Origin of the sequence: Cupriavidus numazuensis, from assembly GCF_905397435.1 — a bacterium.
Lineage (GTDB): Bacteria > Pseudomonadota > Gammaproteobacteria > Burkholderiales > Burkholderiaceae > Cupriavidus > Cupriavidus numazuensis.
In genome coordinates this window covers 1-22494 of sequence record NZ_CAJPVI010000011.1, presented here as the reverse complement: position 1 = coordinate 22494, position 22494 = coordinate 1, and the positions used below count along the sequence as shown (strand labels likewise).

The 22494-nt window shown below is 65.9% G+C and carries 19 protein-coding genes; 15 read left to right on the top strand and 4 right to left on the bottom strand.

Features of this window, described 5'->3' with window-relative positions; all coding sequences use genetic code 11:
* Positions 1-54: 54 nt before the first annotated feature.
* From KHO41_RS10680 to KHO41_RS10670, 3 genes are all read right to left on the bottom strand, one after another.
* Positions 55-1482: an amidase gene (locus KHO41_RS10680; protein ID WP_211953259.1), complete on the bottom strand. Its 1428-nt coding sequence runs from the start codon at positions 1480-1482 to the stop codon at positions 55-57.
* Positions 1483-1604: 122 nt separating this feature from the next.
* Positions 1605-2507, bottom strand: coding sequence for a SphA family protein (locus KHO41_RS10675; protein ID WP_244873785.1), 903 nt, complete (start codon positions 2505-2507; stop codon positions 1605-1607).
* A gap of 277 nt (positions 2508-2784) precedes the next feature.
* Positions 2785-4356 (bottom strand): EAL domain-containing protein, encoded by a 1572-nt coding sequence (locus tag KHO41_RS10670; protein WP_211953257.1) that lies wholly within the window; start codon positions 4354-4356, stop codon positions 2785-2787.
* Positions 4357-4610: 254 nt separating this feature from the next.
* Here KHO41_RS10670 and KHO41_RS10665 point away from each other — a divergent pair, with 254 nt between their 5' ends.
* From KHO41_RS10665 to leuA, 11 genes are all read left to right on the top strand, one after another.
* Positions 4611-7436 carry a monovalent cation/H+ antiporter subunit A gene (locus KHO41_RS10665; protein WP_211953256.1) on the top strand — a complete coding sequence of 942 codons (2826 nt, stop codon included), beginning with the start codon at positions 4611-4613 and terminating at the stop codon, positions 7434-7436.
* On the top strand, positions 7436-7789 hold the full coding sequence (locus KHO41_RS10660) for a Na+/H+ antiporter subunit C (RefSeq protein WP_211953382.1): 354 nt from the start codon (positions 7436-7438) through the stop codon (positions 7787-7789). Before KHO41_RS10665 ends, KHO41_RS10660 begins: the two co-directional genes overlap by 1 nt.
* Positions 7786-9321 (top strand): monovalent cation/H+ antiporter subunit D, encoded by a 1536-nt coding sequence (locus KHO41_RS10655; RefSeq protein ID WP_211953255.1) that lies wholly within the window; start codon positions 7786-7788, stop codon positions 9319-9321. The genes KHO41_RS10660 and KHO41_RS10655 overlap by 4 nt, the downstream gene beginning before the upstream one ends.
* Before the next feature lie 4 nt (positions 9322-9325).
* Positions 9326-9829, top strand: a complete 504-nt coding sequence (locus tag KHO41_RS10650; RefSeq protein WP_211953254.1) for a Na+/H+ antiporter subunit E — start codon at positions 9326-9328, stop codon at positions 9827-9829.
* Positions 9814-10086, top strand: coding sequence for a K+/H+ antiporter subunit F (locus KHO41_RS10645; RefSeq protein ID WP_211953253.1), 273 nt, complete (start codon positions 9814-9816; stop codon positions 10084-10086). The genes KHO41_RS10650 and KHO41_RS10645 overlap by 16 nt, the downstream gene beginning before the upstream one ends.
* Positions 10087-10088: 2 nt before the next feature.
* Positions 10089-10511, top strand: a complete 423-nt coding sequence (locus KHO41_RS10640; protein ID WP_211953252.1) for a Na+/H+ antiporter subunit G — start codon at positions 10089-10091, stop codon at positions 10509-10511.
* Positions 10512-10542: 31 nt separating this feature from the next.
* A complete protein-coding gene (bla, locus tag KHO41_RS10635; protein WP_211953251.1) occupies positions 10543-11424 on the top strand; it encodes a class A beta-lactamase in 882 nt (293 codons plus the stop codon).
* 62 nt (positions 11425-11486) lie between these two features.
* Positions 11487-12467, top strand: a complete 981-nt coding sequence (locus KHO41_RS10630; protein ID WP_211953250.1) for an AraC family transcriptional regulator — start codon at positions 11487-11489, stop codon at positions 12465-12467.
* Between the two features lie 137 nt (positions 12468-12604).
* Positions 12605-13774, top strand: a complete 1170-nt coding sequence (locus KHO41_RS10625) for an FAD-dependent oxidoreductase (protein ID WP_211953249.1) — start codon at positions 12605-12607, stop codon at positions 13772-13774.
* A gap of 273 nt (positions 13775-14047) precedes the next feature.
* Positions 14048-15622: a methyl-accepting chemotaxis protein gene (locus tag KHO41_RS10620; protein ID WP_211953248.1), complete on the top strand. Its 1575-nt coding sequence runs from the start codon at positions 14048-14050 to the stop codon at positions 15620-15622.
* A 349-nt stretch (positions 15623-15971) separates the two neighbouring features.
* Positions 15972-17639 carry a 2-isopropylmalate synthase gene (gene leuA, locus KHO41_RS10615; protein WP_211953381.1) on the top strand — a complete coding sequence of 556 codons (1668 nt, stop codon included), beginning with the start codon at positions 15972-15974 and terminating at the stop codon, positions 17637-17639.
* A gap of 26 nt (positions 17640-17665) precedes the next feature.
* Here the strand turns inward: leuA and KHO41_RS10610 are convergent, their stop codons facing one another.
* Complete coding sequence (locus KHO41_RS10610; RefSeq protein ID WP_211953247.1) at positions 17666-18547, bottom strand: LysR family transcriptional regulator; 882 nt, start codon at positions 18545-18547, stop codon at positions 17666-17668.
* 101 nt (positions 18548-18648) lie between these two features.
* Here KHO41_RS10610 and KHO41_RS10605 point away from each other — a divergent pair, with 101 nt between their 5' ends.
* The 4 genes from KHO41_RS10605 to pcaD are packed head-to-tail and all read left to right on the top strand — an operon-like array spanning position 18649 to position 21977.
* Entirely contained in the window at positions 18649-19773 is a 1125-nt protein-coding gene (locus tag KHO41_RS10605) for a muconate/chloromuconate family cycloisomerase (protein ID WP_211953246.1), read from the top strand.
* Between the two features lie 31 nt (positions 19774-19804).
* A complete protein-coding gene (gene catC, locus KHO41_RS10600) occupies positions 19805-20083 on the top strand; it encodes a muconolactone Delta-isomerase (RefSeq protein ID WP_011297853.1) in 279 nt (92 codons plus the stop codon).
* Between the two features lie 55 nt (positions 20084-20138).
* Complete coding sequence (locus KHO41_RS10595) at positions 20139-21134, top strand: tripartite tricarboxylate transporter substrate binding protein (protein ID WP_211953245.1); 996 nt, start codon at positions 20139-20141, stop codon at positions 21132-21134.
* A gap of 33 nt (positions 21135-21167) precedes the next feature.
* The gene (pcaD, locus tag KHO41_RS10590) at positions 21168-21977 is read left to right on the top strand and encodes a 3-oxoadipate enol-lactonase (protein ID WP_211953244.1); all 810 of its coding nucleotides are present in this window, start codon (positions 21168-21170) and stop codon (positions 21975-21977) included.
* The last annotated feature ends 517 nt before the right edge of the window (positions 21978-22494 follow it).

Genomic DNA, 22494 nt, shown 5'->3' with positions numbered 1-22494 from the left:
CGTGAGACTTGGGTCATGGCTAAGGCTTGCTTGCGAAGAGTAGGGGAGGGACGGTCAGGACAGCGCCGGCCACTGGCCGGTCAACCCATGTGCGGCTTCGAACAGCGCCGCCACGCGCAGCAGTTCCGCATCGCCGCGGAACTGGCCCACGAGCTGGAACCCGATCGGCAATCCGTCCTGGCCAAAACCGCAGGGCAGGCTGATGGCGGGATGCCCCGTCATGTTGAACGGCATGGTCCACGGGAACCAGTGCGCGCGGACGTTCTCGTAGGGCGTACCATCGATGTCGATCGTGCCGAACAGGTCCTGGCCGATCGGCAGGGCGGTGCGCGTCAGCGTCGGCATCGCGAGCAGGTGGCCGCGCTGCAGCAGCGCCTGCACGCGCAGGAACAGTCTGGATCGCTCGAACATGGCCTGCTGGTACTCGACACCGCTGAACTGCGCGGCCGACTCGACCTGGCGGACGAAGGTCGGACTGAGGTCGCCGCCATGCCTGGCGACGATGTCGGCAAAGCGCGAGCGCCAGACGGTGTGGTTGATCGCGCGCCAGATCGGCTCCACGTCGAAGCCCTCGCCGGAAAACGGCTCCAGTTCCGCGCCAAGCCCGGCCAGCTTCTGCAGGCTCGCTTCGAACGCACTGGCCACGTCAGCGGCAACCGGCCGTCCCGGCGGTGCCAGGCAATAGAGAATGCGCTGGCCACGCAGGTCGCCGCGCGGCAGTGCGGCTTCGACATAGTCGGGACGTGCGATGCCGATCGACCACGGGTCGCACGGGTGCTCGCCGGCCATGGCCTGCATCATCAGCCCGGTGTCCGCCACGGTACGCGTGGTCGGTGTCACATAGGTCTGGTTGCCGAACAGGTCCTGCGCCTGGCTGTGCGGGATCACGCCCTGCGTCTGCTTGATGCCGACCACGCCATTGCACGCGGCCGGGATGCGCGTCGAGCCGCCGCCATCGGTGGCGACCGCCAGTGGCGCGATGCCGGCAGCCACGGCCACCGCGGCGCCGCCGCTCGAACCGCCACTGGTACGTTCTGCGCTCCACGCATTGCGGGTGCGCCCGAACAGCGGCGAGTCGGTCAGGCACTTGGAGCCGAATTCGGGCGTGGTGGTCTTGCCGATGAGGATGGCGCCTTGTCCACGCAGGCGGCTGACGGCCACGGCGTCCTCGGTGGGCACGTTGTCGCGCATCGGCACGGTGCCAAACGTCGTGCGGACGCCGCGGGTATTGACGATGTCCTTCGCGGTGAAGGGAATGCCGTGTAATGGACCCAGCGGTCCGCCGTCCATCACCGCCTGCTCGGCGGCACGGGCGGCTGCCAGCGCCTCGTCGGCGCACACGGTGATCATGCAGTTCAGCTCGGGCTGCAGCCGGTCGGCACGTTTCAGCACGGCCTGGACCACTTCCACCGGCGATACTTCCTTGCGCCGGATACGGCCCTGTAGTTCGACGGCGGACAGTAAGCAAAGCGCGTCGCTCATCGGTGTCTCCTCGGATCCTCAAATGGCCGGCGGGCCGGCGCGGATACGCCGGCCCGCCAGACCTCAAGGATACACAGGAGCAGGGCGCCTTCGGGCCGGCTCGGCCGATCTTCGCCCCGATCTCAGAAGACCAGCGTTGCCGTCCCCATGAAGGTCTTCGTGCTGTCGATGCGGTTCTTGCTGGCCACGGTCGGCACCCAGCGCAGGCCCAGCGACAGCTTGCTCTTGGCGCCCACCTTGGTGTCGTAGGTGACGATCGGGCCCAGGGCCCAGTCGTGCCCGCGGAAGCCGTTGAGCCGGTCGGCGGTCGGACCGCTGTCGTCGCCGAGCTGCTGCGTGGTGCCGGCGACAATGCCGGCGCCGAAGCCATTGGCGAAGCGCTTGAGCACCATGGCGTCGAGGGTGAAGAGCGGCGCGTTCTGGTAGTCGGTGGCGTTGTTGCGCGTATAGAACTGGATGCCGGCCACCGCATCGAATTCGAGGCCGTGTTCGGGCATCAGCTTGGTGAAGGCCACCTGCGGGATGAAAGTCCAGTTGTTCAGGCTCGGGTTGGCCAGCGCGTTCTTGTCATACTGCCCGGTCGGTGCCCAGATGTTCAGGCTCAGCGCCATATGGGCCGTCTGGGAAAAGTGATAGCCGGCGATCACCGGCGTGAACGTGATGTCGAACAGGTTCGAGGCGCGGTCTTCCGTACGTCCCTGCAGCCGGCCGGCTGAAAACGTGGCGCCGACCTGTGTCCACACATAGGGCAGCGTGAAGCTGGATGCGAAATTCCAGGCACCCGGGCCCGTGTCCCAGACCTTCATGATCGTGGCCAGCGTGAAGGCGATCTCCGCGTCGATGCCAATCGAGGTCTGGCCGACAACCGGCACCTGCCGGCCGCCGCCGATCGATCCGTTCAGGTAGATCTCGCCGACGTTGACCACGGTGATCGGCTCGGGCGCCACGATGCCGGCATTGGGCAGCACGCTGGTGCCGGTGACCGGACGGCCCAGGCCGCCTTCGGTCGCGTGGGCGGTGCCCATGGACGCGGCTGCTACGGCCAGCCCGGCAACGAGCGGCCGGGGCGATGGGAAGCGACGAATCAATCGGGCTGGCGCTTTTTGCATGTTCGGTCCTCGTTGCCGGTCGCGAAGGGCCGGATGCTGGGCAATACGGGCTTCTGGATAGTACTTAATTTAGTTTTCCAGTTTCCCCGGCATTGTCGCCGTGGCGCGTCCACCCACGAAGTTAAAGTTTTCAAATCGCCGTTAAGAATGTCCCAAAGATGGAACAGTGGGACATGCCACGGCCGGCACGTGTTCATGCCGCTTCCGGGACGGGATGCCATGCTTCGAGGAAGCGCACCAGCGCATCGGCCGGCAAGGCGCGCGAATACAGCCAGCCCTGCGCGTACTGCGCGCCGCGTTCTTTCAGGTAGCGCGCCTGCGCTTCATGTTCGACGCCTTCGGCCACGACTTCAAAACCGAGTTCATGCGCCATGTTGATGATGTGCGGCGCCACCGTGCTCGACGCCGCATCGCGCCCGATCGTGTCGGTAAACGACTTGTCGATCTTCAGCGCGTCGACCTTGAAGTTCTGCAGGTAGGACAAGCTCGAGTACCCCGTGCCGAAGTCGTCGATATAGACAGGGTGGCCGGCATCGCGGAAGGCCTGGATGATGCCCCGGGCGGCTTCGGCCTCGAGGAAGGCGTGCTCGGTGATCTCGATACGGATCTGCCGTGCGCCAATGCCCGTGCCAGGAAGGCGCGCCTCCAGCACGTCGAAAAAGCGGCGCGTCTTCAGGTCCTGCACGTCGACGTTGACGGAAACATAGAAGTCGGGATGGCTGCGCAGCCAGTCGCCGATATCCTGCAGGACGTTGTCCAGCACCTGGTCCGTAATCTGTGCCATCAGTCCCGCACGCCCGGCCACCGACAGCAGCAGTTCCGGAGATACCATCTCGCCGTTATGCTGCCAGCGCAGCAAGGCCTCCGCGCCGACGCAGCGTTGGTCTGCCAGCGCGATGATCGGCTGGTAATGGACGCTGATCTGGCGGCGCTTGACTGCATTGCGCAGCGCCCATTCCAGCGAGAACCTGTGTGAAACCAGGCGCAGCGTCAGCGCGCCGGCCGCGGTGCCGATCGCAAGCCCCGTCAAGATGCACAGGCCCAGCAGCAGCGGCCAGTTGGAAACCAGTCGGCCCCGCGGTGCCCGGGTGACCACCGCGAACGGCATGCTCGCCGAGCGAACCACGGCGTAGTAGTGGCTGCCGTCCCGGGCCGAGGGATTGGCGTACTGGCGCTCCATCTCCACCGGGTCTGTGCCGGCTTTGGCCGCCACCAGACGTCCTGTGCCGAGGCTCACGGCCGCCAGGTCGCGCCGCTCGAGGTCGACCACATCCACCATGGACTGCGGGTCCAGCGAGACGTAGTGGCCGCTGCGGCCGACCAGCAGTTCGGGGCGGGGCGCCGCGAACGGGTTGCGCACCGAGAACCAGTATTCCAGACCGTCCAGGCCCTGCCAGTCCGGCTCGGGCAGCGTCAGTCCGCGGCCATAGGCATCGCCGAGCAAAGCCGAACACAGCCGCGTGTTGCCGACGCGCCGGCCGGCATCCTTGACATAGCGGTGGGTAAAAGCAACGCGCCGCAGGGCGAGCAGGTTTCCCGGCGAACACGGCGGATCGGTCTGCGCTTCCATTTCCTGGATGCCCTCGATGGCGTCCGTCATGACGCGCTCGATGCGCTGCACCGCGGCCCGCGCAAAGGCCAGCAGGTGTTCCTGTTCGCGCCGGTCCGCCTCCTGCTCGGCGACGCGAACGCTGACCACAACCGGGACCAGCGCCGCGACGCTTGCCAGCGCCACCGACATCAGCAGGAACATGGGACGATTCATCCGCGTGCCAGAAGGCCGTTTTGTAATGGTTACGCAAGATTACTACGCACCTTCGGCCCCGTTGCAGACATTGCGTATTCAGAATCTTTTGCGTGGTAGTGAATTTTTTCGCGTCGTGCGCGGATGGGGGCCGTTTGCCGGCCCACGCGGGCACAATTCAGGCTGGGCGAGGGCAGTATGGCTCACACACCGGTGGCGGAGCTGCCCATTCGTGACCGGATTCGTGACCCGTTCGGGTCAACAGGTGTCAGGCTATGACTGTAGTGATGGTCCTGCTGATCGCGCTGCCACTGATTGCCGCTGTCCTGACATGGCTGGCGGGCAAGCGTGCCGAACAGCTCGTTGCACCGATCATCATCGGCTTTCCGCTGGCGGCGCTTGTACTGCTGTTCAGTGCACGCGAAGCGGTGTTCGACCACCCCGACCAGGCGCTCGCCTGGCGCGTCAACTGGCTGCCCGAGATCGGCCTGAACCTCAGCCTGCGGCTGGACGGGCTGTCTTTCCTGTTCGCGCTGCTGGTCATCGGCGTGGGCCTGCTCGTGGTGCTGTATGCACGCTACTACCTGCCGCGTAATGCGTCGGCCGTGCGCTTCTTTTGCCTGCTGTTGCTGTTCATGGCCGCCATGCTTGGCGTGGTGCTCGCCGACAATCTGTTGCTGTTGGTGATCTCGTGGGAACTGACCAGCATTCTGTCCTTCCTGCTGATCGGCTTCTGGTCCTGGCGCGAGGATGCGCGACAGGGCGCGCGCATGGCGCTCACGGTCACGGGTGGCGGCGGGCTCGCGCTGCTGGTGGCGGTGTTGCTGCTCGGGCGCATCTGCGGCAGCCTGGAGTTGAGCGACGTGCTGGCGCAGGCCGGCAGCGTGCAGCGCCATCCGTTGTACCTGCCGATGCTGGTGCTGGTGCTGCTGGCCGTGTTCACCAAATCCGCCCAGTTTCCGTTCAGCTTCTGGCTGCCACACGCCATGGCGGCGCCGACGCCAGTTTCGGCCTACCTGCACTCGGCCACGATGGTGAAGGCAGGCGTGTTCCTGCTGGCGCGGCTGTATCCGGTGCTGGACGGCACCAACGCCTGGTTCTACCTCGTCAGCATGACAGGCCTCGTCACGCTGATCATGGGCGCGGCAATGGCGCTGCTGCAACGCGACCTGAAGGGCCTGCTCGCGTATTCGACCATCAGCCATCTCGGCCTGATCACGCTGCTGTTCGGCCTCGACACGCAACTGAGTACCGTCGCCGCGCTGTTCCACATCATCAACCACGCCGTGTTCAAGGCGTCGCTGTTCATGGCCGCCGGCATCATCGACCATGAAACCGGCACGCGCGACCTGGACCGCCTGCACGGGCTGGCGCGCTACATGCCGCATACCGCGCTGCTGGCCGTGGTGGCCTCGCTGTCCATGGCCGGCGTGCCGCTGTTCAACGGCTTCCTGAGCAAGGAGATGTTCTTTGGCGAGACGCTGGCGCAGGGCCTGCTCGGGGATTTCAACTGGGTGATTCCGGCAGCCGCCACGGTGGCCGGTGCCATGACCATGGCCTATTCGCTGCGCTTCATCTACGGCGTGTTCTTTGGCGGCGCGCGCCCCGATATACCGAACTATCCGCCGCACGAACCGCCGCGCTTCATGAAGCTGCCGGTCGAACTGCTGGTGGTGATCTGCCTGGTGGTGGGCCTGGCGCCGGGCTATACGGTCGGCGACCTGCTTGCAACCACCGCGCTGGCCACGCTGCGCGCGCCGCTGCCCGACTACAGCCTGCACCTGTGGCACGGCTTCAACCTGCCGCTGCTCATGAGCCTGGTTTCAATGGCTGGCGGCGCGGCGCTGTTCTTCCTGCGGCGCGATGCCTTGCGACGCTGGCAGCAGGCAATCGAACCGCTGAGTGCGCGACGTTCGTTCGAAGCGGGCATTGCCGCGCTGGAGCGGCTGGCCCGCGCGCTGACGCAGCGCATGGAGAACGGTTCGCTCCAGCGCTACATGGCGTGGATGCTGGCCGCGCTGCTGGCCGTGCCAGCGGTATTCCTCGCTGATCTGGACGCGCTTGCCGGGACGACCTCCGATGGAACGATCGACCCGATGGGCGCGGCTTACCTCGGCTTGCTGGCGTTGTGCGCTGTGGCGGTAGTCGTAGCCCGGCGCCAGCGTGTGGCGGCGCTGGTGTTCCTGAGCACCTGCGGCCTGCTGGTATCGCTGCTGTTCACGCGCTTTTCCGCGCCCGACCTGGCCCTCACGCAGATTTCGGTCGAGGTGGTCACCGTGCTGCTGCTGGTGCTGGCGCTGTTCTACCTGCCGCCGGAGCCAACCATGCCCGCAGCGCCGGCACGGCAGGTGCGAGACATCTTGCTGGCACTGGGCGGCGGCGGCATGCTCGCCGCTTGCGCCTACGCGGTGATGACGCGGCCTTATGATCCGGTATCGGGCTTCTACGTCGAAAACGCCGTGCCGGGCGGCGGCGGCCACAACGTGGTCAACGTGCTGCTCGTGGATTTTCGCGGCTTCGACACCATGGGCGAAATCTGCGTGCTGCTGATTGCCGGACTGGCTGTGCAGGCGCTATTGCGCGGCATGCGCCTGCCGATGCCGGAGGCCGGTCCCGACGGGAAGGCATGGTCGGCACAGCGGCATCCGCTGCTGCTGGCCATGCTCGCGCGGTTGATGCTTCCGCTAACGCTGCTGGTGTCCGTGTTCCTGCTGCTGCGCGGGCACAACCTGCCGGGCGGCGGCTTTATTGCGGCACTGATCACATCGGTCGCGCTGCTGCTCCAGTACGTGGCCAGCGGCGTGCGCTGGACCGAGGCGCGCATCGCCCCGGACTACCGTGCGTTGGCCGGTATCGGCATCCTGATTGCCGGGCTCACCGGCCTTGGCAGCCTCGCGTTCGGCTTTCCGTTCCTGACCACCGCATTCGGGCATTACCACGTGCCCGGACTCGGCGAAATCGAACTCGCGACGGCGATGATCTTCGACCTTGGCGTGTACGGCACGGTGACGGGCACCACGCTGCTGATCGTCTCGCACCTGGGCGTGCGCAACACGCCGGCGGCATTCGGGCGGCCGCGGCAGGGCAAGGGGGGCGCATGATGGCGGCGCTCTATGCCGGCGCGATCGGCGTGCTCGGCGCTAGCGGCATCTACCTGCTGCTGCGGGCGCGTACGTTCACCGTCGTGCTCGGTCTCACGCTGCTGTCGTATGCGGTCAGCCTGTTCCTGCTCGGCATGGGCCGGCTTTCGATTGGCAAGCCACCGGTCATCGCGTCGGGCGCCAGTTATGCCGACCCGCTGCCGCAGGCACTGGTGCTGACCGCAATCGTCATCGCGTTCGGCATGACGGCATTCGCCGTGGTGCTGTCGCTGCGCTCGCTGGGCCTGACAGGCAGCGACCATGTCGATGCCGCAGGCGAGCGCGATGCGCAAGCGACGGAGGATCGTCCGTGACTCACGTCCTGCTGCTTCCCATCCTTGTGCCAATGTTCGCCGGTGCGCTGCTGACCGCCATGCCGATGCACCGGCTGCGCGCGCAGCGCTTGGTGTGCATGGCGGCCACGCTGCTGCTGGTGCCGGTTGCCGCGCTGCTGGTGGATCAAGCCGCAGGAGGCAACATTGCCGTCTACGCGCTCGGCAACTGGCAGGCACCGTTCGGCATTGTCGTGCAGCTCGACCGTCTTGGCGCGATGATGCTGGCGCTGACCGCGCTGCTGGCACCGGCGGCCCTCGCGGCAGCAGGTCCGGAACTCGTGCGCGCGGGCCGCCATTTCCACGCCTTGTTCCAGTTCCAGCTCATGGGACTGAACGGTGCGTTCCTGGCCGGCGACCTGTTCAATCTCTTCGTGTTCTTCGAGATCCTGCTGATCGCCTCGTATGCGCTGCTGATCCACGGCGCAGGGCGCGAACGGATCGGTGCGGGGCTGCACTACGTGCTGCTGAACCTGGTGGCATCGTCGTTCTTTCTCGTCGCCATCGGCATGCTGTACGGGCTGACCGGAACCCTGAACCTGGCGCATATGGGCTTGCGTTTGCAGGGCCTGCCGGCCGCAGATCTGCCGCTGGCGGTGACGGCGGGTGTCATGCTGATGCTGGTGTTCGGACTCAAGGCTGCCTTCTTTCCGTTGTACTTCTGGCTGCCGCGTGCTTATGCGGAGACCGCGGGGCCGGTGGCCGCGCTGTTCGCGGTGATGACAAAAGTCGGCCTGTACGCGATCCTGCGCTGTGACGCACTGGTCTTCGGCGCCGGGCAAGGAATACTCGCGCCATTCATGCAGACATGGTTGCCAGTGCTGGCGCTGGCGACGCTGGCGGTGGGGGCCATCGGCGCACTGGCAGCCACCGGCCTGCGTGCGCTCACCAGCTACCTTGTGCTCGCCTCCGTTGGACTGCTCGGCATTGCCGTGGCCATGCAGACGCCGGCTGCCTGGGCCGCTGCCCTGTACTACCTGCTTAGCACGACACTATGCACGGCGGCGCTGTTCCTGCTGGCCGACGCGCTGGAGCCCGCGCATGCGAACGGGCAGGCGTCGATGGTGGCCGGCACGCGGCTTGCTGGTCTGCTTTATCTGACCGGCGCGGTGGTGGCGGTGGGTCTGCCGCCGCTGTCGGGCTTCCTCGGCAAGGTCATGATCCTGCGCGCGGTACCGACCGACAGTGTCATCGTCTACTGGCCTGCCATCCTGGTATCCGGACTGGTGTTGCTGGTCGCAGCGTCGCGCACCGGCACGCGGCTGCTGTGGCGCCTGCCGCACGATGGCAGCCACCCGTCGCAGGATGCGGCCGTGCCAGCGCGCGTCCGGTCACGTCCTGAAGGCCGCAAGCTTGCCTGCAGCGCGTTCCTGCTGGCCTGCAACGTCCTGCTGACGGCATTCGCCGCGCCGGTAAGCGCCTATGTCGGACAGGCGGCAACGCAACTCCAGGATCGTGCCGCTTACTTTCGCGCCGTGCTGCCGGCAGGCGTTCCGGCAGAATCGGAGAGGTAACGCAATGCTTGCGCGCCAGTTTCCGCATCCATGGCTAAGCCTGATCCTGTTGCTGATGTGGCTGATGCTGTCCAACAGCGTGGCGCCGGCACACTGGCTGCTCGGCGCATTCCTTGGCTGGGGGCTGGGACGGCTCGCGGACCTGTGGCTGGTGCTCGGGCCATTCCGGCTCTCGCGCCCCGACAGGATGCTGCGGTTGGCCGTTCATGTGCTGATCGACATCGTGGTCGCCAATGTGGAAGTCGCGATCCTCGTGCTTGGACGCACGGCACGGCTGCGGCCCGCGTTCATCGTCGTGCCGCTCGATGTCGAGCATGAACTCGCCACCACGGCGCTGATCAGCATCGTCTCGCTGAGTCCCGGCACGCTGTGCGCGGAACTCAGTGACGATCGCCGCAGCCTGCTGGTGCACGTGCTGGACCTCGACGATGAAGCCGCTCTGGTCGAACGCATCAAATCACGCTATGAAGTGCCATTGAAGGAGATCTTCCTGTGCTTGCCATCGTGATACCGGTCTGCCTGGCAATCCTGGGCCTGGCGTTCCTGCTGACTTTCGTGCGCCTGGTGCGCGGCCCCGCGCTCGTGGACCGCATCGTCGCGCTGGACACGCTCAATATCAATGCCATCGCAGTGATCGTCGTGCTCGGCATCAGCCTGCGTTCGGCGATGTTCTTCGAGGCGGCGCTGCTGATCGCGGTGACGGGCTTCGTCGGCACCGTCGCGCTGACCAAGTACCTGCAGCGCGGCGACATCATCGAGTACTAGCCATGCCCGCGAGCGTCGATGTTCCGATGAGCGCTATCGCCGAACTAGCCGTCTGCGTACTGCTGCTGACAGGCAGCCTGTTCACGCTGGTCGGTGCCATCGGCCTGTTCCGGCTGCCGGACGTCTTCATGCGGTTGCACGGGCCGACCAAATCGACCACGCTGGGCGTGGGCGGCGTGGTGGTGGCATCGGTGGTCTATTTCAGTTGCCAGGGGGAGGGGGGCAGCGTGCACGAACTGCTGGTGACGGCCTTCCTGTTCCTGACCGCACCGATCAGCGCGCACATGCTGGCCAAGGCAGCCATCCAGCGGCAATTGCCGGTGGATCCGCGCACACGGGGTGGCCCATGGGCCGCCGTGGGGCGAGATGAGGCGGCCGACATGCAAGCGGCGAACGTAGAAGCTGGCGAGCAGGCAGACAGTTAGAATGTCCGGCTGACATTCACCGTCGCTACCCATGCTCCCATCAAGAACCCGCCGTACCTTGCTCCTGGCCGCCGCCGCGGCGCCGTTTGCCTCTGCTTGCGCCAGCTCTGCGCGCTCCAGCACGCCCGACGCCGAAGCGAGACTGGCCGCGCTGGAGCGCAGTGCCGGCGGCCGCCTTGGCGTGTTCGCACGCCACACCGGCGACGGCCGCCAGGTGAGGCATCGTGCAGAAGAACGGTTCCCGTTCTGCAGCACGTTCAAGGTGATACTCGCCGGCGCTGTCCTGCAGCGCAGCGGCAGCACGCCTGGCTTGCTCGATCAGCATGTCCGCTACACGCGACAGGACCTGGTGGCCTATTCCCCCATTTCAGAGAAGCATGTCGCGGACGGCATGACAGTTGCCCAGTTGTGCGCCGCTGCAATCCAGTACAGCGACAACGGCGCCGCGAACCTGTTGATGCACCGTCTCGGCGGCCCCGCAGCCGTGACTGCGTTCGCCCGCGCCATCGGCGACCAGACCTTCCGGCTCGACCGCTGGGAAACCGAACTGAATACCGCCATTCCCGGCGATCCGCGCGATACGTCGACGCCTGCCGCCATGGCGGCCAGCCTGCAGGCGCTCGCGCTCGACAGCGCCTTGCCCGCTGTACAGCGCAACCAATTGCAGGCGTGGCTGCGCGGCAATACGACCGGCGCAGCGCGCATCCAGGCAGGAATGCCCGCAGGTTGGCAGATCGGCGACAAGACCGGCAGCGGCGACTATGGCACCACCAACGACATCGCCGTGTTGTGGCCACCGGCGGGGGCGCCGGTCGTGGTTGCCATCTACTTCACGCAAGCCGCGCCGGATGCGAAGTGGAGCAATGAAACCATCGCCAGCGCGGCGCGTATTGCGCTGTCCGCGCTGGGCTGACGCAATATGGCGCGGAATACTGGTGCCCCCGTCCGCCGCCCATGCAAGCAGCCGTGCCACCCATGAACGCCGGACATCAAGATGTGGTCAGCCAGGTGCTCGCAACCTGCAAGGCCGACCGTGCCGTCACGGCCGCCTTCACGTTGCGCGGCGACTGGGCGCTACGCTCGGCCGGCACCGAAGGCGCGCTGATCCGCCTGTGCAAGGGCGATCCGTACTGGATCCGTACCGACGGCGCGGAGCCGGTTGAGGTCCGGGAAAACGACATCGCCATGCTGCCGCGCGGGACGCCGCATACGCTGTCCGCGCAAGCGTGGCCGCGTGTCACGGTGCGGCCGCTTGGCGAGTTGGTCGCGGACCATATGGTCGGCCGCCACGGCGACCACCCGATCGAACTGGCCTATGGTCCGGAGGACGCGCAGCCAGCCACGTTGCTGTACGCGCTGCACCTGTGGTTGCCGCTGTCAGACGCGGCGACAATGCCCGGCGAACTGCCGCCGCTGATCGTCCTGCGTGCCGATGAGTCGCCGGTGGCAATGTCGCTCGCGGCGGCAATGGAGTCGATCGTCCGCGATTCGCTCGCCCAGCGCCCTGGCTGGCGCCTGTCGGCGTCTCGGCTTGGGGACCTGCTGCTCGTGCATATCCTCGGCCAGTACCTCGACACGGTGCCGCCCGCGCAACGCCCCGGGCCCAGCGGGCTCGACGACCCCGGCATCGCACGGGCAATGGCGCGCATGCACGAGGCGCCGCAACAGGCCTGGACCGTGGCCGCGCTCGCCAGCGTGGCGCTGATGTCGCGTACGGTGTTCTGCGAGCGCTTCCGCCACCTGGTCGGCATGGCGCCGATGCAATACCTGGCCGCGCATCGCATGAACCTGGCTGCAGAACTGCTGCGTCAGCCGCATGCGAGGATCGCCGATGTGGCAGCCGCCACCGGTTATGGCTCCGACAAGGCCTTCGACCGCAGCTTCCGGCGCTGGATGGGCGTGTCGGCCAGCCAGTACCAGCGCCAGTGCCGCGACGGGGCTATGCCAGCGGCCTGAGCGAGATTTGATCCCCTTGCGGAAATTCCGGACGAACGGTTCTGCAATCCGGTGTTTCGGAGGTTGAGCGCGTCCCCTGCGCCGCACAACAATCGGCGCATGAACGCGGCATGTCGCCGCGCAGGGGAAACATCACGATGAAGCAGGTGGAAAGCGTACTGGTCGTCGGCGGCGGCATCGCCGGTTGCGCAACGGCGATTGCACTGGCACAACAGGGTATCGGCGTCACGCTGGTCGAGAAGCAGGAGGCCTGGCGTTTCCAGAGTTCCGGCATCTTCATTTACCACAATGGCCTGGCGGCGCTGGAACGCCTCGGCGTCCTGGACGGCATTCTCGATGCAGGGTATTCCATTGCCGATGGCCGCAACGTCTATCTGGACCAGGCTGGCGCCGGCATTGTCGATACATTCTATCCGTCGCGCCACGCGTGCATTCCACCGATCGTGGGTATCCGCCGCGCGGCCATGCATCAGGTGCTGGCGGCACGCATCCGAGCGCTCGATGTCGACGTGCGGCTCGGCACGACTGTGCACCATATCGACGAAGGCGATTCCGCAGCGGTAACGGTTGCACTGTCGGACGGGACGCAGGCGCGCTACGGCTTGGTCGTGGGAGCCGACGGCATCCGTTCCGATCTCCGCGGCCTGGTGGCCGGGGCACTTGCGCCGCGGTACACGGGCCTTGGGGTCTGGCGCAGCGTGCATGCGAGACCAGCGGAACTCGACGCGAAGATCATGATGATGGGCAAGGGCAAACGCCTCGGCATCATGCCGATCAGCGATGACAGCCTGTACCTGTTCGGCACTGTCGCGGAACCGGCGGGAAGCTGGTATCCGCGCGAAAACTGGCCGCGCATGATGCAGGAGCGCTTCGCCGAATTCGGCGGCCCCGCGCGCCAGTTCCTCGAAGCGCTGGGCGATGATTCGGAAGTGCTCTACACCGCCGTGGAAGAGGTCGCTGCACCACTGCCGTGGCACAAGGGCCGCGTGCTCATCATCGGCGATGCGGCGCACGCGTCGACGCCGTTCATGGGGCAGGGCGGCGCGATGGCACTCGAGGATGCCGTGCTGCTGGCCGACATGCTCGCGACGCCGGGCGAGCTCGATCACACATTGCAAGCCTTCGGGCAGCGCCGGTATCCATTGTGCAAGTTCGTGCAAGACGCCTCGCGCAAGGTCGGCGAGGCCGGTGCGAGCGAGGACGACGCCATGCTGAGCGCGCGCAACCGTGGGATGCGCGAATCGGCGCAGGCTCAGGTGAATGCCTTCTATCAGCAGATGGATGCGCTGCGAGGAGGGCAGCCGTGATGAAGCGGGCTTGAATGAAAGCGCCGGATTGCCATCTCGCGCAACCCATACATCACTTTCATCCTTGTCGCTCATCGTCGTGCTTCAGAACGCCTGACACCTGACGATAACGCGAAGGCCAACACCCTGGTGTCCACGAATGAGAGCCGCCTGAATGCCAGCACCCTATCCGGGTGCGATGCGGCTGCCGTGGTCTGAAGTCACGGGCGGGCGGATGCCTCCGGCATCCGCCGCGACAGATGCAGATACGGTTGATGTGGAGGGATTTTCAGTATGTTGAATTCGTTCAAGCGCGTGCGCATTGGCACGCGGCTGGCGGCGGCGTTTTCGCTCAGTGTGATCATGTTGCTGGTGATTGCTGTGGTGGCCTTGCAGAAAATGGCCACCATGGACGCCAATACGCAACTCATCGTATCGGACCTGAACAACAAGATTCTCGAGTTCCATGGACTGAAGGATCGCGCGGCCCATACGGCCATCATCCTTCGCGACCTGGCGCTGGCGCCGGACGCGACCAAGGTGGAAAAGGGCGCGGCCAGGATCGCAGAGCTGCGAGCCGTCAACGAAGAGAAGATTCGCGGCATGGCGAACATCTTCTACACCGACAAGGGCAAGGCGCTCTACAAGGACCTGGCGGCGGCCGATACGCGCTACTGGTCGCGCGTGGCGATCGTGATCGACGGCGTGCGTGCCGGCGATGCGGAGAAGGCGCGCGCGGAACTCAACGGCGAACTGTCCGCCGCGCAAGCGAGCTACTTCGCACCGCTGGATGCACTGATGGAAGTGGGCAAGACCGTCAGCGCGAAGGAATCCGCGGAGGCGAACGAGGCCTACCGTTCGGCGAAGGTGTGGCTGCTCAGCGTGCTGGCGATCGCGGTGCTTGCAGCCGTGGTGTCGGCGGTGCGCATCACGCGCTCGGTCACGCGGCCGGTGGCTGATGCCGTGAAGGCGGCCCAGGCACTCGCGCAGGGCGATTTGTCCTATCCCGTCACGGCGACCAGCAACGACGAGATCGGCGAGATGATGCAGGCGCTGGAACGCGCGTTCGCGCAACTGCGCACGCTGGTCGTGAACATCCAGGTCGCGTCGGGCTCTGTCGACAGCGCCGCGCACGAAATCGCACAGGGCAATACCGACCTGTCCCAGCGCACCGAGCAGCAGGCCGCTTCGCTGCAGGAGACCGCGGCCTCGATGGAGGAACTGACGTCGACCGTCACGCAGAACGCGGGCAATGCACGCGCCGCGCGCAAGCAGGCGCAGGACGCGATGGGCGTGGCCGACAACGGCGCGGCGACGGTGCGCGGCGTGGTGGAGGTCATGCAGGGCATCTCGACCGCGGCGACGCGCATGGCCGACATCATCGGCGCAGTGGAAGGCATCGCGTTCCAGACCAATATCCTTGCGCTGAACGCCGCTGTGGAAGCGGCGCGTGCCGGCGAACAGGGACGCGGATTTGCGGTCGTGGCGGGGGAGGTGCGCACGCTTGCGCAGCGCTCGTCCGGTGCGGCCAAGGAGATCCGCGAACTGATCTCGTCGTCGCTGCAGCAGGTGGAAGCCGGTACCGGGCGCGTGGCGCAGGCTGGCGAGGCGATGGACAGCATCGTCACGGCGGTACGTCAGGTGACCACGCTGATCGAGGAAATCGCCGAGGCCAGCGACGAGCAGTCCACCGGCATCGAGCAGGTCAACCAGGCAGTCGCGCAGATGGACCAGGCCACGCAGCAGAATGCGGCCTTGGTCGAGCAGGCTGCCGCGGCAGCCCAGAGCCTGCAGGAACAGGCGTCGCGGCTGGTCGCGGATGCGGGCACGTTCCGTGTCGAGACGGCGGGGGCTATCGGCTGGCGTTGACCGGCGCTGACGGGGGTTGACGCAGTGCCGGCAGATTCGCGGCACTGCAAATTTTCGTTCACGTTTTCGCAAAGCCTCTGCTAGAATCGTCCGCATGTCTTGCAAGCGCCTCACCTCCCTATCCCTGCGCCGCCTAGCCCTAGTGCTCGGCCGGGATCTGCTTGCCTAAGCTCTCCGGCGCCTGAATCGAACGATTCGCAGCGCGCCTCCTGATTTCCCCCTGATCCCGGCCCACGAACCAGCCTTCGCAATTGCGAGGGGCTGCAGGGGAAGTCACATTGCATTTGCCTGATTGACTACCGGCACGGCCCCTGAGCGGTCCGTCCGGCACCCGGATTCGTGGACCATGATGATTGCCCAGCCCTCCGCCAAGTACCAACCGTTCCCGCCCGTCGGCCTCACCGATCGCACCTGGCCAAACCGCGCGATTACCACTGCGCCCGTGTGGCTTTCGACTGACCTGCGTGACGGCAACCAGGCGTTGTTCGAGCCGATGAACGGCGAGCGCAAGATGCGTCTGTTCCAGGAACTCGTGCGTATCGGCTTCAAGGAAATCGAAGTCGGCTTCCCGTCGGCGTCGCAGACCGATTTCGACTTCATCCGCAAGCTGATCGATGAAAACCTCATTCCCGACGACGTGACCATCATGGTCATCACGCAGTCGCGCGAGGAACTGATCGACCGCACCGTTGAAGCGTTGAAGGGCGCGAGCAAGGCCATCGTCCACGTCTACAACGCGGTGGCGCCGGCCTGGCGCCGCATCGTGTTCGACATGAGCGTGCCCGAAGTGATGTCGCTCGTGCACCATCACATCGACTACCTGAAGACGCTGACCGACCAGCACCCTGAAACCAAGTGGACGTTGCAGTATTCCCCTGAGACGTTCAGCGCGGCCGAGCTCGAGGTGTCGCTGGAGGCTTGCCATACGGCCATCGAGGCCTGGGGAGCGAGTGCGGACCGCCGCGTGATCATCAACCTGCCGACGACCGTCGAAAACGCGACGCCCAACATCTTCGCCGACCAGATCGAGTGGATGCACCGCCGTCTCGTGCCGCGCGAGCATATTGTGCTGTCCGTGCACCCGCATAACGACCGCGGCACTGGCGTGGCCGCCGCAGAGCTTGCCATGATGGCTGGCGCCGACCGCGTCGAAGGCTGTTTGTTTGGCAATGGCGAGCGCTGCGGCAACGTGGACATCGTCACGCTCGCCATGAATATGTACACGCAGGGCGTGCATCCGGGCCTCGATTTCTCCGACATCAACGCCGTGGCCCGGATTGCCGAAGAAGCGACGTCGATCCCCGTGCATCCGCGCCACCCGTATGCGGGCGACCTCGTCTTCACGGCGTTCTCGGGCTCGCACCAGGATGCGATCAAGAAGGGCTTCGCCGCGCAGGATCCGAACGGTGTGTGGGAAGTGCCTTACTTGCCCATCGACCCGGCCGACCTCGGCCGCACGTATGACAGCGTGATCCGCGTGAACAGCCAGTCGGGCAAGGGCGGCATTGCATTCATGCTCGAACGCGAGCACGGCGTGGTGATGCCGCGCCGCATGCAGGTGGAGTTCAGCGCGGTCGTGCAAAGGGCTACCGACGCGAGCGAAACCGAGATCAGCGGGCCGGAACTCTGGAAGCTGTTCGGGGAGACGTATCTCTCGGCCGATGCATCGGGCCAGGGCATCGTCTACCACGCCTACAAGCTCGACGAGAGCGGGGAGGGCATTGCGCTCGACGTGACGGTCGACGGCGTGCGCAAGACACTGCACGGCAAGGGCAATGGCCCCATCGCAGCCGCAGTTCATGCGCTCGACCTGCGCATGCGCATTGACGCCTACGAAGAGCGCGCCACCGGCGCCGGTGCCGATGCGCAGGCAATGGCCATCGTCGAAGCCGCGCTGGAAGGCGTGCCCGGCGCCAGCTTCGGTGTCGGCATGAGCCACAACATCGTCGAAGCGTCAGTGCAGGCGGTGATCAGCGTGGCGAACCGCCTCGTGCGCCAGCGCCGCTCACAGGCCTGACTCCCTGATTCTGGTCCAGTCAATCCCTACTGCCCTTGACGCATGACCCAGGCTACCGCCTGGGCCAGGAACTGAGAGCTGTCACCAACCCGATAGCTCATGATGACCGGGGACACGAACCCCGGCGCATCGATCGGGCAGTAGCGGACATCATCGCGATGCAGGCGTTGTATCGACGCCGGCACCAGCGTGATTCCCACGCCAGCCGCCACCAGCCCCAGCGCGGTCTGCAGTTCGTTGGCTTCCTGCGCCACACGCAGCTGCAGACCCTGCGCGCGGAACAGCGACAGCAGGTGGTCGGCATAGCTCGGCCGAGGACGCGCCGGGTACAGAATGAACGGGCGCGTGGCCAGCCCCTGCGGTGTCAGCGCGGCAAGCGCTGGCACCGGCTGGCTGGCCGGCAGCGCGGCCACCAGCGGTTCGGCCATCACCACCTCCTGGCGGATGGCGGGGTCGTTGATCGCAATGCGGCCAAAACCCAGGTCGATACGACCGGATTTCAGTGCCTCGACCTGCTCGACAGTAATCATCTCGGCCAGCCCGACCTCTACCTGCTGCTCCGAGCCGCGCAGTTCGCGGATCAGCTCCGGCAGCACCCCATACAGCACCGACGGCACGAAGCCGATGCCGAACCAGCGCTTGTCCTGCCGGCCGATGCGGCGCGTGCTTTCGATGGTTTCCTCTAGCCGCTGCGTGAGCTGCGTCGTCTGTTCCAGCAGGAAACGGCCCGCTTCGGTCAGCCGCAACCCGCGTCCCACGCGGTCGAACAAGGCCACGCCGACTTCATCCTCCAACTGCCGGATCTGGCGTGAAAGCGGCGGTTGCGCCATATGCAGCCGCTCGGCGGCACGCGTGACATTGAGTTCCTGGGCCACAACCTGGAAATAGCGCAGGTGTCGGAGTTCCATTGGCATACCTGTAGGGTATTGATTGAGACATGATCGGTCTTGGACGCGGCTCGCGTCAAGATTCATACTTCGCCAACAATCCTTCTCCGCAGCACAAAGGTATGACAGCCACGATTACTTCAGTCGAAGCCATTCTGGTCGACCTGCCCACCATCCGGGCCCATCAACTGGCCATGGCCACCATGCAGCAGCAGACGCTGGTGATCGTGCGGCTGCGCTGCAGCGACGGCATCGAGGGCATTGGCGAGGCCACCACCATCGGCGGCCTGTCATATGGCGATGAAAGCCCCGAAGGCATCAAGCTGACGATCGACACCTACCTCGCGCCTGCACTGGCTGGTGAAGACGCTACCAATGTCCACGCCGCCATGGCGCGACTGAACAAGATCGCGCGCGGCAATCGCTTCGCCAAGTCGGCGCTAGAAACCGCGCTGCTCGATGCGCAGGGCAAGCGCCTCGGCGTGCCGCTCGCGACGCTGCTCGGCGGCGCCGTGCGCAACACGCTGCCGGTACTGTGGACGCTGGCCAGCGGCGATACCGCGAAGGACATTGACGAAGCCGAGCGCCTGCTGGCGGAGCGTCGTCACAACACATTCAAGCTCAAGATCGGCCGGCGCAGTGTGCGCGATGACGTGGCCCATGTATCGGCGATCAAGCGCGCACTGGGTGACCGCGCACGCGTGACGGTCGATATCAATCAGGCGTGGAACGAGGCCGATGCCGCGGGTGGCATCGCCATGCTCGAAGCCGCTGGCATCGACCTGATCGAGCAACCCACGCCGCGCGAGCAACGTACGGCGCTGGCCCGTCTGGCGGCGCGCTTCGTCGTGCCGATCATGGCGGATGAAGCGGTATGCGGCCCCGAAGATGCCATGGAACTCGCGCGCATCGGCGGTGCCGATGTGTTCGCGCTGAAGATCGCGAAATCGGGCGGCATCTTCGGCATGCTGCGCACGGCAGCGGTTGGCGATGCTGCTGGTATCGCGCTGTACGGCGGCACGATGCTGGAAGGCAGCGTAGGGACCATCGCTGCCGCGCACGGCTTTTGCACACTGCCGCAGCTTGCGTGGGGCACGGAGTTGTTCGGTCCGCTGCTGCTCAAGGACGATGTAGTCGTGCAGCGGCCCGAATATCGCGATTTCAGCCTGCACCTGCCCGAAGGCCCGGGGCTGGGCCTCGCGCTCGACGAAGACAAGCTCGCGCACTACCGTCGCGACCGCGCTTAAAGAACTGATCTGATTAGCCAAGAGGAACACCATGCTTTACCTGGTCCGGATGGATGTGAACCTGCCGCACGATATGCCCGCTGCGCAAGCCGATGACATCAAGGCACGCGAGAAGGCGTATGCCCAGCAGCTTCAGCACGAAGGCAAGTGGCAGCAGCTTTACCGCGTGGTGGGCGAGTACGCCAACTACAGCATCTTCGACGTGGGTTCGCACGACGAGCTGCACACGCTGCTGTCGGGACTGCCGTTGTTCCCGTACATGAAGATCCACGTGACCCCGCTGGCAAAGCATCCGTCGTCGATCCGCTGAAGCGCGGCACGCGACAAAAACAGCCCGCAGCGCGCGGGAAAGCAGAGAGGAGACTATGAAGACGTTGTTCCAGCGGCTGGCAGGTGTCAGCCGCACAGGCGCGCTTGCGCTGGCCGCAGGCCTTTCTTTCGCCGCACCGGCCGCGCACGCGGCCTATCCTGACCACCCGATCCGCTGGATCGTGCCGTTCCCGTCGGGCGGCGCGATGGACAACATCGCGCGCACGCTGGGCGAAGACATGTCGCGCACGCTGGGCCAGTCGATCGTGGTCGAGAACCGCCCCGGCGCGGGCGGCAACATCGGCGCCGAACTGGTGGCGCGTTCGCCGGCCGACGGCTATACGCTGATCATCGTCGCCAATGGCATGGCCGTGAATCCGGCGCTTTACGGCAAGCTGTCGTATGACCCGATCAAGGATTTCGCGCCGGTATCGCTGCTGGCCGTCGTGCCGAACGTGCTCGTCGCCAACAAGGCGCGCCGTCAGGAGACCACCGTCAAGGACGTGATCGCCCACGCAAAAGCATCGCCGGGCAAGTACACCTATGCGTCGGCCGGCAATGGCACGTCGATCCACCTGGCGGGGGAACTGTTCGCGTCGATGGCCGGCGTGGACATGCTGCACATCCCGTACAAGGGCAGCGGCCCGGCCATGACCGACCTGCTGGGCGGACAGGTCGACTACATGTTCGACAGCATCACGTCGGCCAAGCCGCAGATCGATTCGGGCAAGCTGACGCCGATTGCCGTGACGACCGCCAAGCGCTCCAGCGCACTGCCCAACGTGCCGACCGTGGCCGAGGCCGGACTGCCCGGCTATGAACTGTCGCCGTGGTTCGCGACGTTCGTGCCGGCGAAGACGCCGCAGCCCGTGATCGACACGCTGAACCGCGCGATGCTCGAAGCGCTGCGCAAGCCGGCCGTGCAGAAGCGCCTTGCGCTGATTGGCGCCGAGCCCATCGGCAGCTCGCCGGCCGTGCTGCGCGACCACCTGGCAAAGGAAACCGAGAAGTGGGGCGCGCTGATCCGCCAGCGCGGCATCCACGCCGACTGATCCAACCTTGCCCGCTGCGGCGGGCAGCCTGACATGACCCAATCCGCTCATCCTGTCCGCACCGGCACGGCCAACAACGCCGGCGTTTCCATCCACTACACGATCGAAGGCGCCGTCGGCGCGCCGGTGCTGGTCATGTCCAACTCGCTGGGCACCACGCTGCAGATGTGGGACCCGCAGATGCCGGCGCTGCTCAAGCATTTCCGCGTGCTGCGCTACGACACGCGCGGCCATGGCCGCTCGTCGGTGCCGCCGCAAGCGTTCGGCATGGCGGAGCTTGGTTCGGACGTGATCGCGGTGATGGACGATGCCGGCGTCGAACGCGCACAGTTCTGTGGGCTATCGATGGGCGGCATGACCGGCATGTGGTTGGCGCGGCATCATGCCGACCGCTTCGATCGCTTCGTGCTGGCCAATACCGCGGCGCTGATCGGCCCCGCCTCGGTGTGGGACAACCGCATCGCGACCGTGCTTCGCGACGGCATGGCGGCCATTGTTCCCGGCGTGCTGGAGCGCTGGTTCACGCCGTCCTACCGCGCGTCGCACGCGCAGGCCATGGAGCCGGTGCGCGACATGCTGCTCGGCTGCGATCCCGCGGGCTATACGGCCAACTGCGCCGCCGTGCGCGATGCCGACCTGCGCGCCATCCTGCCGCAGATCGACGCCAGCGTGCTCGTCATCGCCGGCGAGCAGGATGCCGCTACCACGCCCGCACAAGGCCGTGAAGTCGCGCAGGCCGTGCCGGGTGCGGAGTACCTGTCGCTCGACGCAGCACACCTGTCGAACTGGGAGCTGCCGCAAGCGTTCGCCGATGCAGTGGTGAGGTTTCTCAAGGCTGCGTAAAGACGCGCGCCACCCGCACACCGCGCTCGCCGGCCAAGCCGGCGACTCAATGGCGCCAGGCCAGGCACAACGCCCCGGCGCTATCCGCCCCCTCATCCCACCTGTTCCCTGAAGAATAAAAAAATGCCCGCTCCTGGGGAGGAGCGGGCGCCGACTCATGCAAGGGAAATACTCAGGCTGTCCGGAGGGAAGCCGAGTGCTCAAAATGTACTGGGAAAGCTACCTCGGTAGTTTGTCCGGAATGAGATCATTTCGGACAACACCCGGTCACCACCATGTCACTCCGGCAAGGGTGATAACCAACCTCGCCCGCCTTAAATTTGGTTCTTCGACGAATTGTGGGGTTGTGGTTCTTGGCGGGCGCCGCTGTTTCGCCGGCGTAGCCGGCGAGTTACTTTTTGTCCGAGCCCTCCATGTCAGGATAGTTGTCGCCTCGCCGCCTTTCGATGAAGGACAATGGGGGGCGGAAGCGGTTTGGAGATGAAACGCTATCCGGCGGAGTTCAAGGAGTGGATGG

Excerpts from the sequence above, each read along its gene's own strand:
- catC (WP_011297853.1), top strand. The coding sequence starts at position 19,805 with ATGCTTTACCTGGTCCGGATGGATGTGAACCTGCCGCACGATATGCCC.
- KHO41_RS10595 (WP_211953245.1), top strand. The coding sequence starts at position 20,139 with ATGAAGACGTTGTTCCAGCGGCTGGCAGGTGTCAGCCGCACAGGCGCG.
- KHO41_RS10605 (WP_211953246.1), top strand. The coding sequence starts at position 18,649 with ATGACAGCCACGATTACTTCAGTCGAAGCCATTCTGGTCGACCTGCCC.
- KHO41_RS10650 (WP_211953254.1), top strand. The coding sequence starts at position 9,326 with ATGCTTGCGCGCCAGTTTCCGCATCCATGGCTAAGCCTGATCCTGTTG.
- KHO41_RS10610 (WP_211953247.1), bottom strand. The coding sequence starts at position 18,547 with ATGGAACTCCGACACCTGCGCTATTTCCAGGTTGTGGCCCAGGAACTC.
- KHO41_RS10680 (WP_211953259.1), bottom strand. The coding sequence starts at position 1,482 with ATGAGCGACGCGCTTTGCTTACTGTCCGCCGTCGAACTACAGGGCCGT.
- leuA (WP_211953381.1), top strand. The coding sequence starts at position 15,972 with ATGATTGCCCAGCCCTCCGCCAAGTACCAACCGTTCCCGCCCGTCGGC.
- KHO41_RS10660 (WP_211953382.1), top strand. The coding sequence starts at position 7,436 with ATGGCGGCGCTCTATGCCGGCGCGATCGGCGTGCTCGGCGCTAGCGGC.
- KHO41_RS10640 (WP_211953252.1), top strand. The coding sequence starts at position 10,089 with ATGCCCGCGAGCGTCGATGTTCCGATGAGCGCTATCGCCGAACTAGCC.
- pcaD (WP_211953244.1), top strand. The coding sequence starts at position 21,168 with ATGACCCAATCCGCTCATCCTGTCCGCACCGGCACGGCCAACAACGCC.
- KHO41_RS10630 (WP_211953250.1), top strand. The coding sequence starts at position 11,487 with ATGAACGCCGGACATCAAGATGTGGTCAGCCAGGTGCTCGCAACCTGC.
- KHO41_RS10675 (WP_244873785.1), bottom strand. The coding sequence starts at position 2,507 with ATGGGCACCGCCCACGCGACCGAAGGCGGCCTGGGCCGTCCGGTCACC.
- bla (WP_211953251.1), top strand. The coding sequence starts at position 10,543 with ATGCTCCCATCAAGAACCCGCCGTACCTTGCTCCTGGCCGCCGCCGCG.
- KHO41_RS10625 (WP_211953249.1), top strand. The coding sequence starts at position 12,605 with ATGAAGCAGGTGGAAAGCGTACTGGTCGTCGGCGGCGGCATCGCCGGT.
- KHO41_RS10665 (WP_211953256.1), top strand. The coding sequence starts at position 4,611 with ATGACTGTAGTGATGGTCCTGCTGATCGCGCTGCCACTGATTGCCGCT.
- KHO41_RS10670 (WP_211953257.1), bottom strand. The coding sequence starts at position 4,356 with ATGAATCGTCCCATGTTCCTGCTGATGTCGGTGGCGCTGGCAAGCGTC.
- KHO41_RS10620 (WP_211953248.1), top strand. The coding sequence starts at position 14,048 with ATGTTGAATTCGTTCAAGCGCGTGCGCATTGGCACGCGGCTGGCGGCG.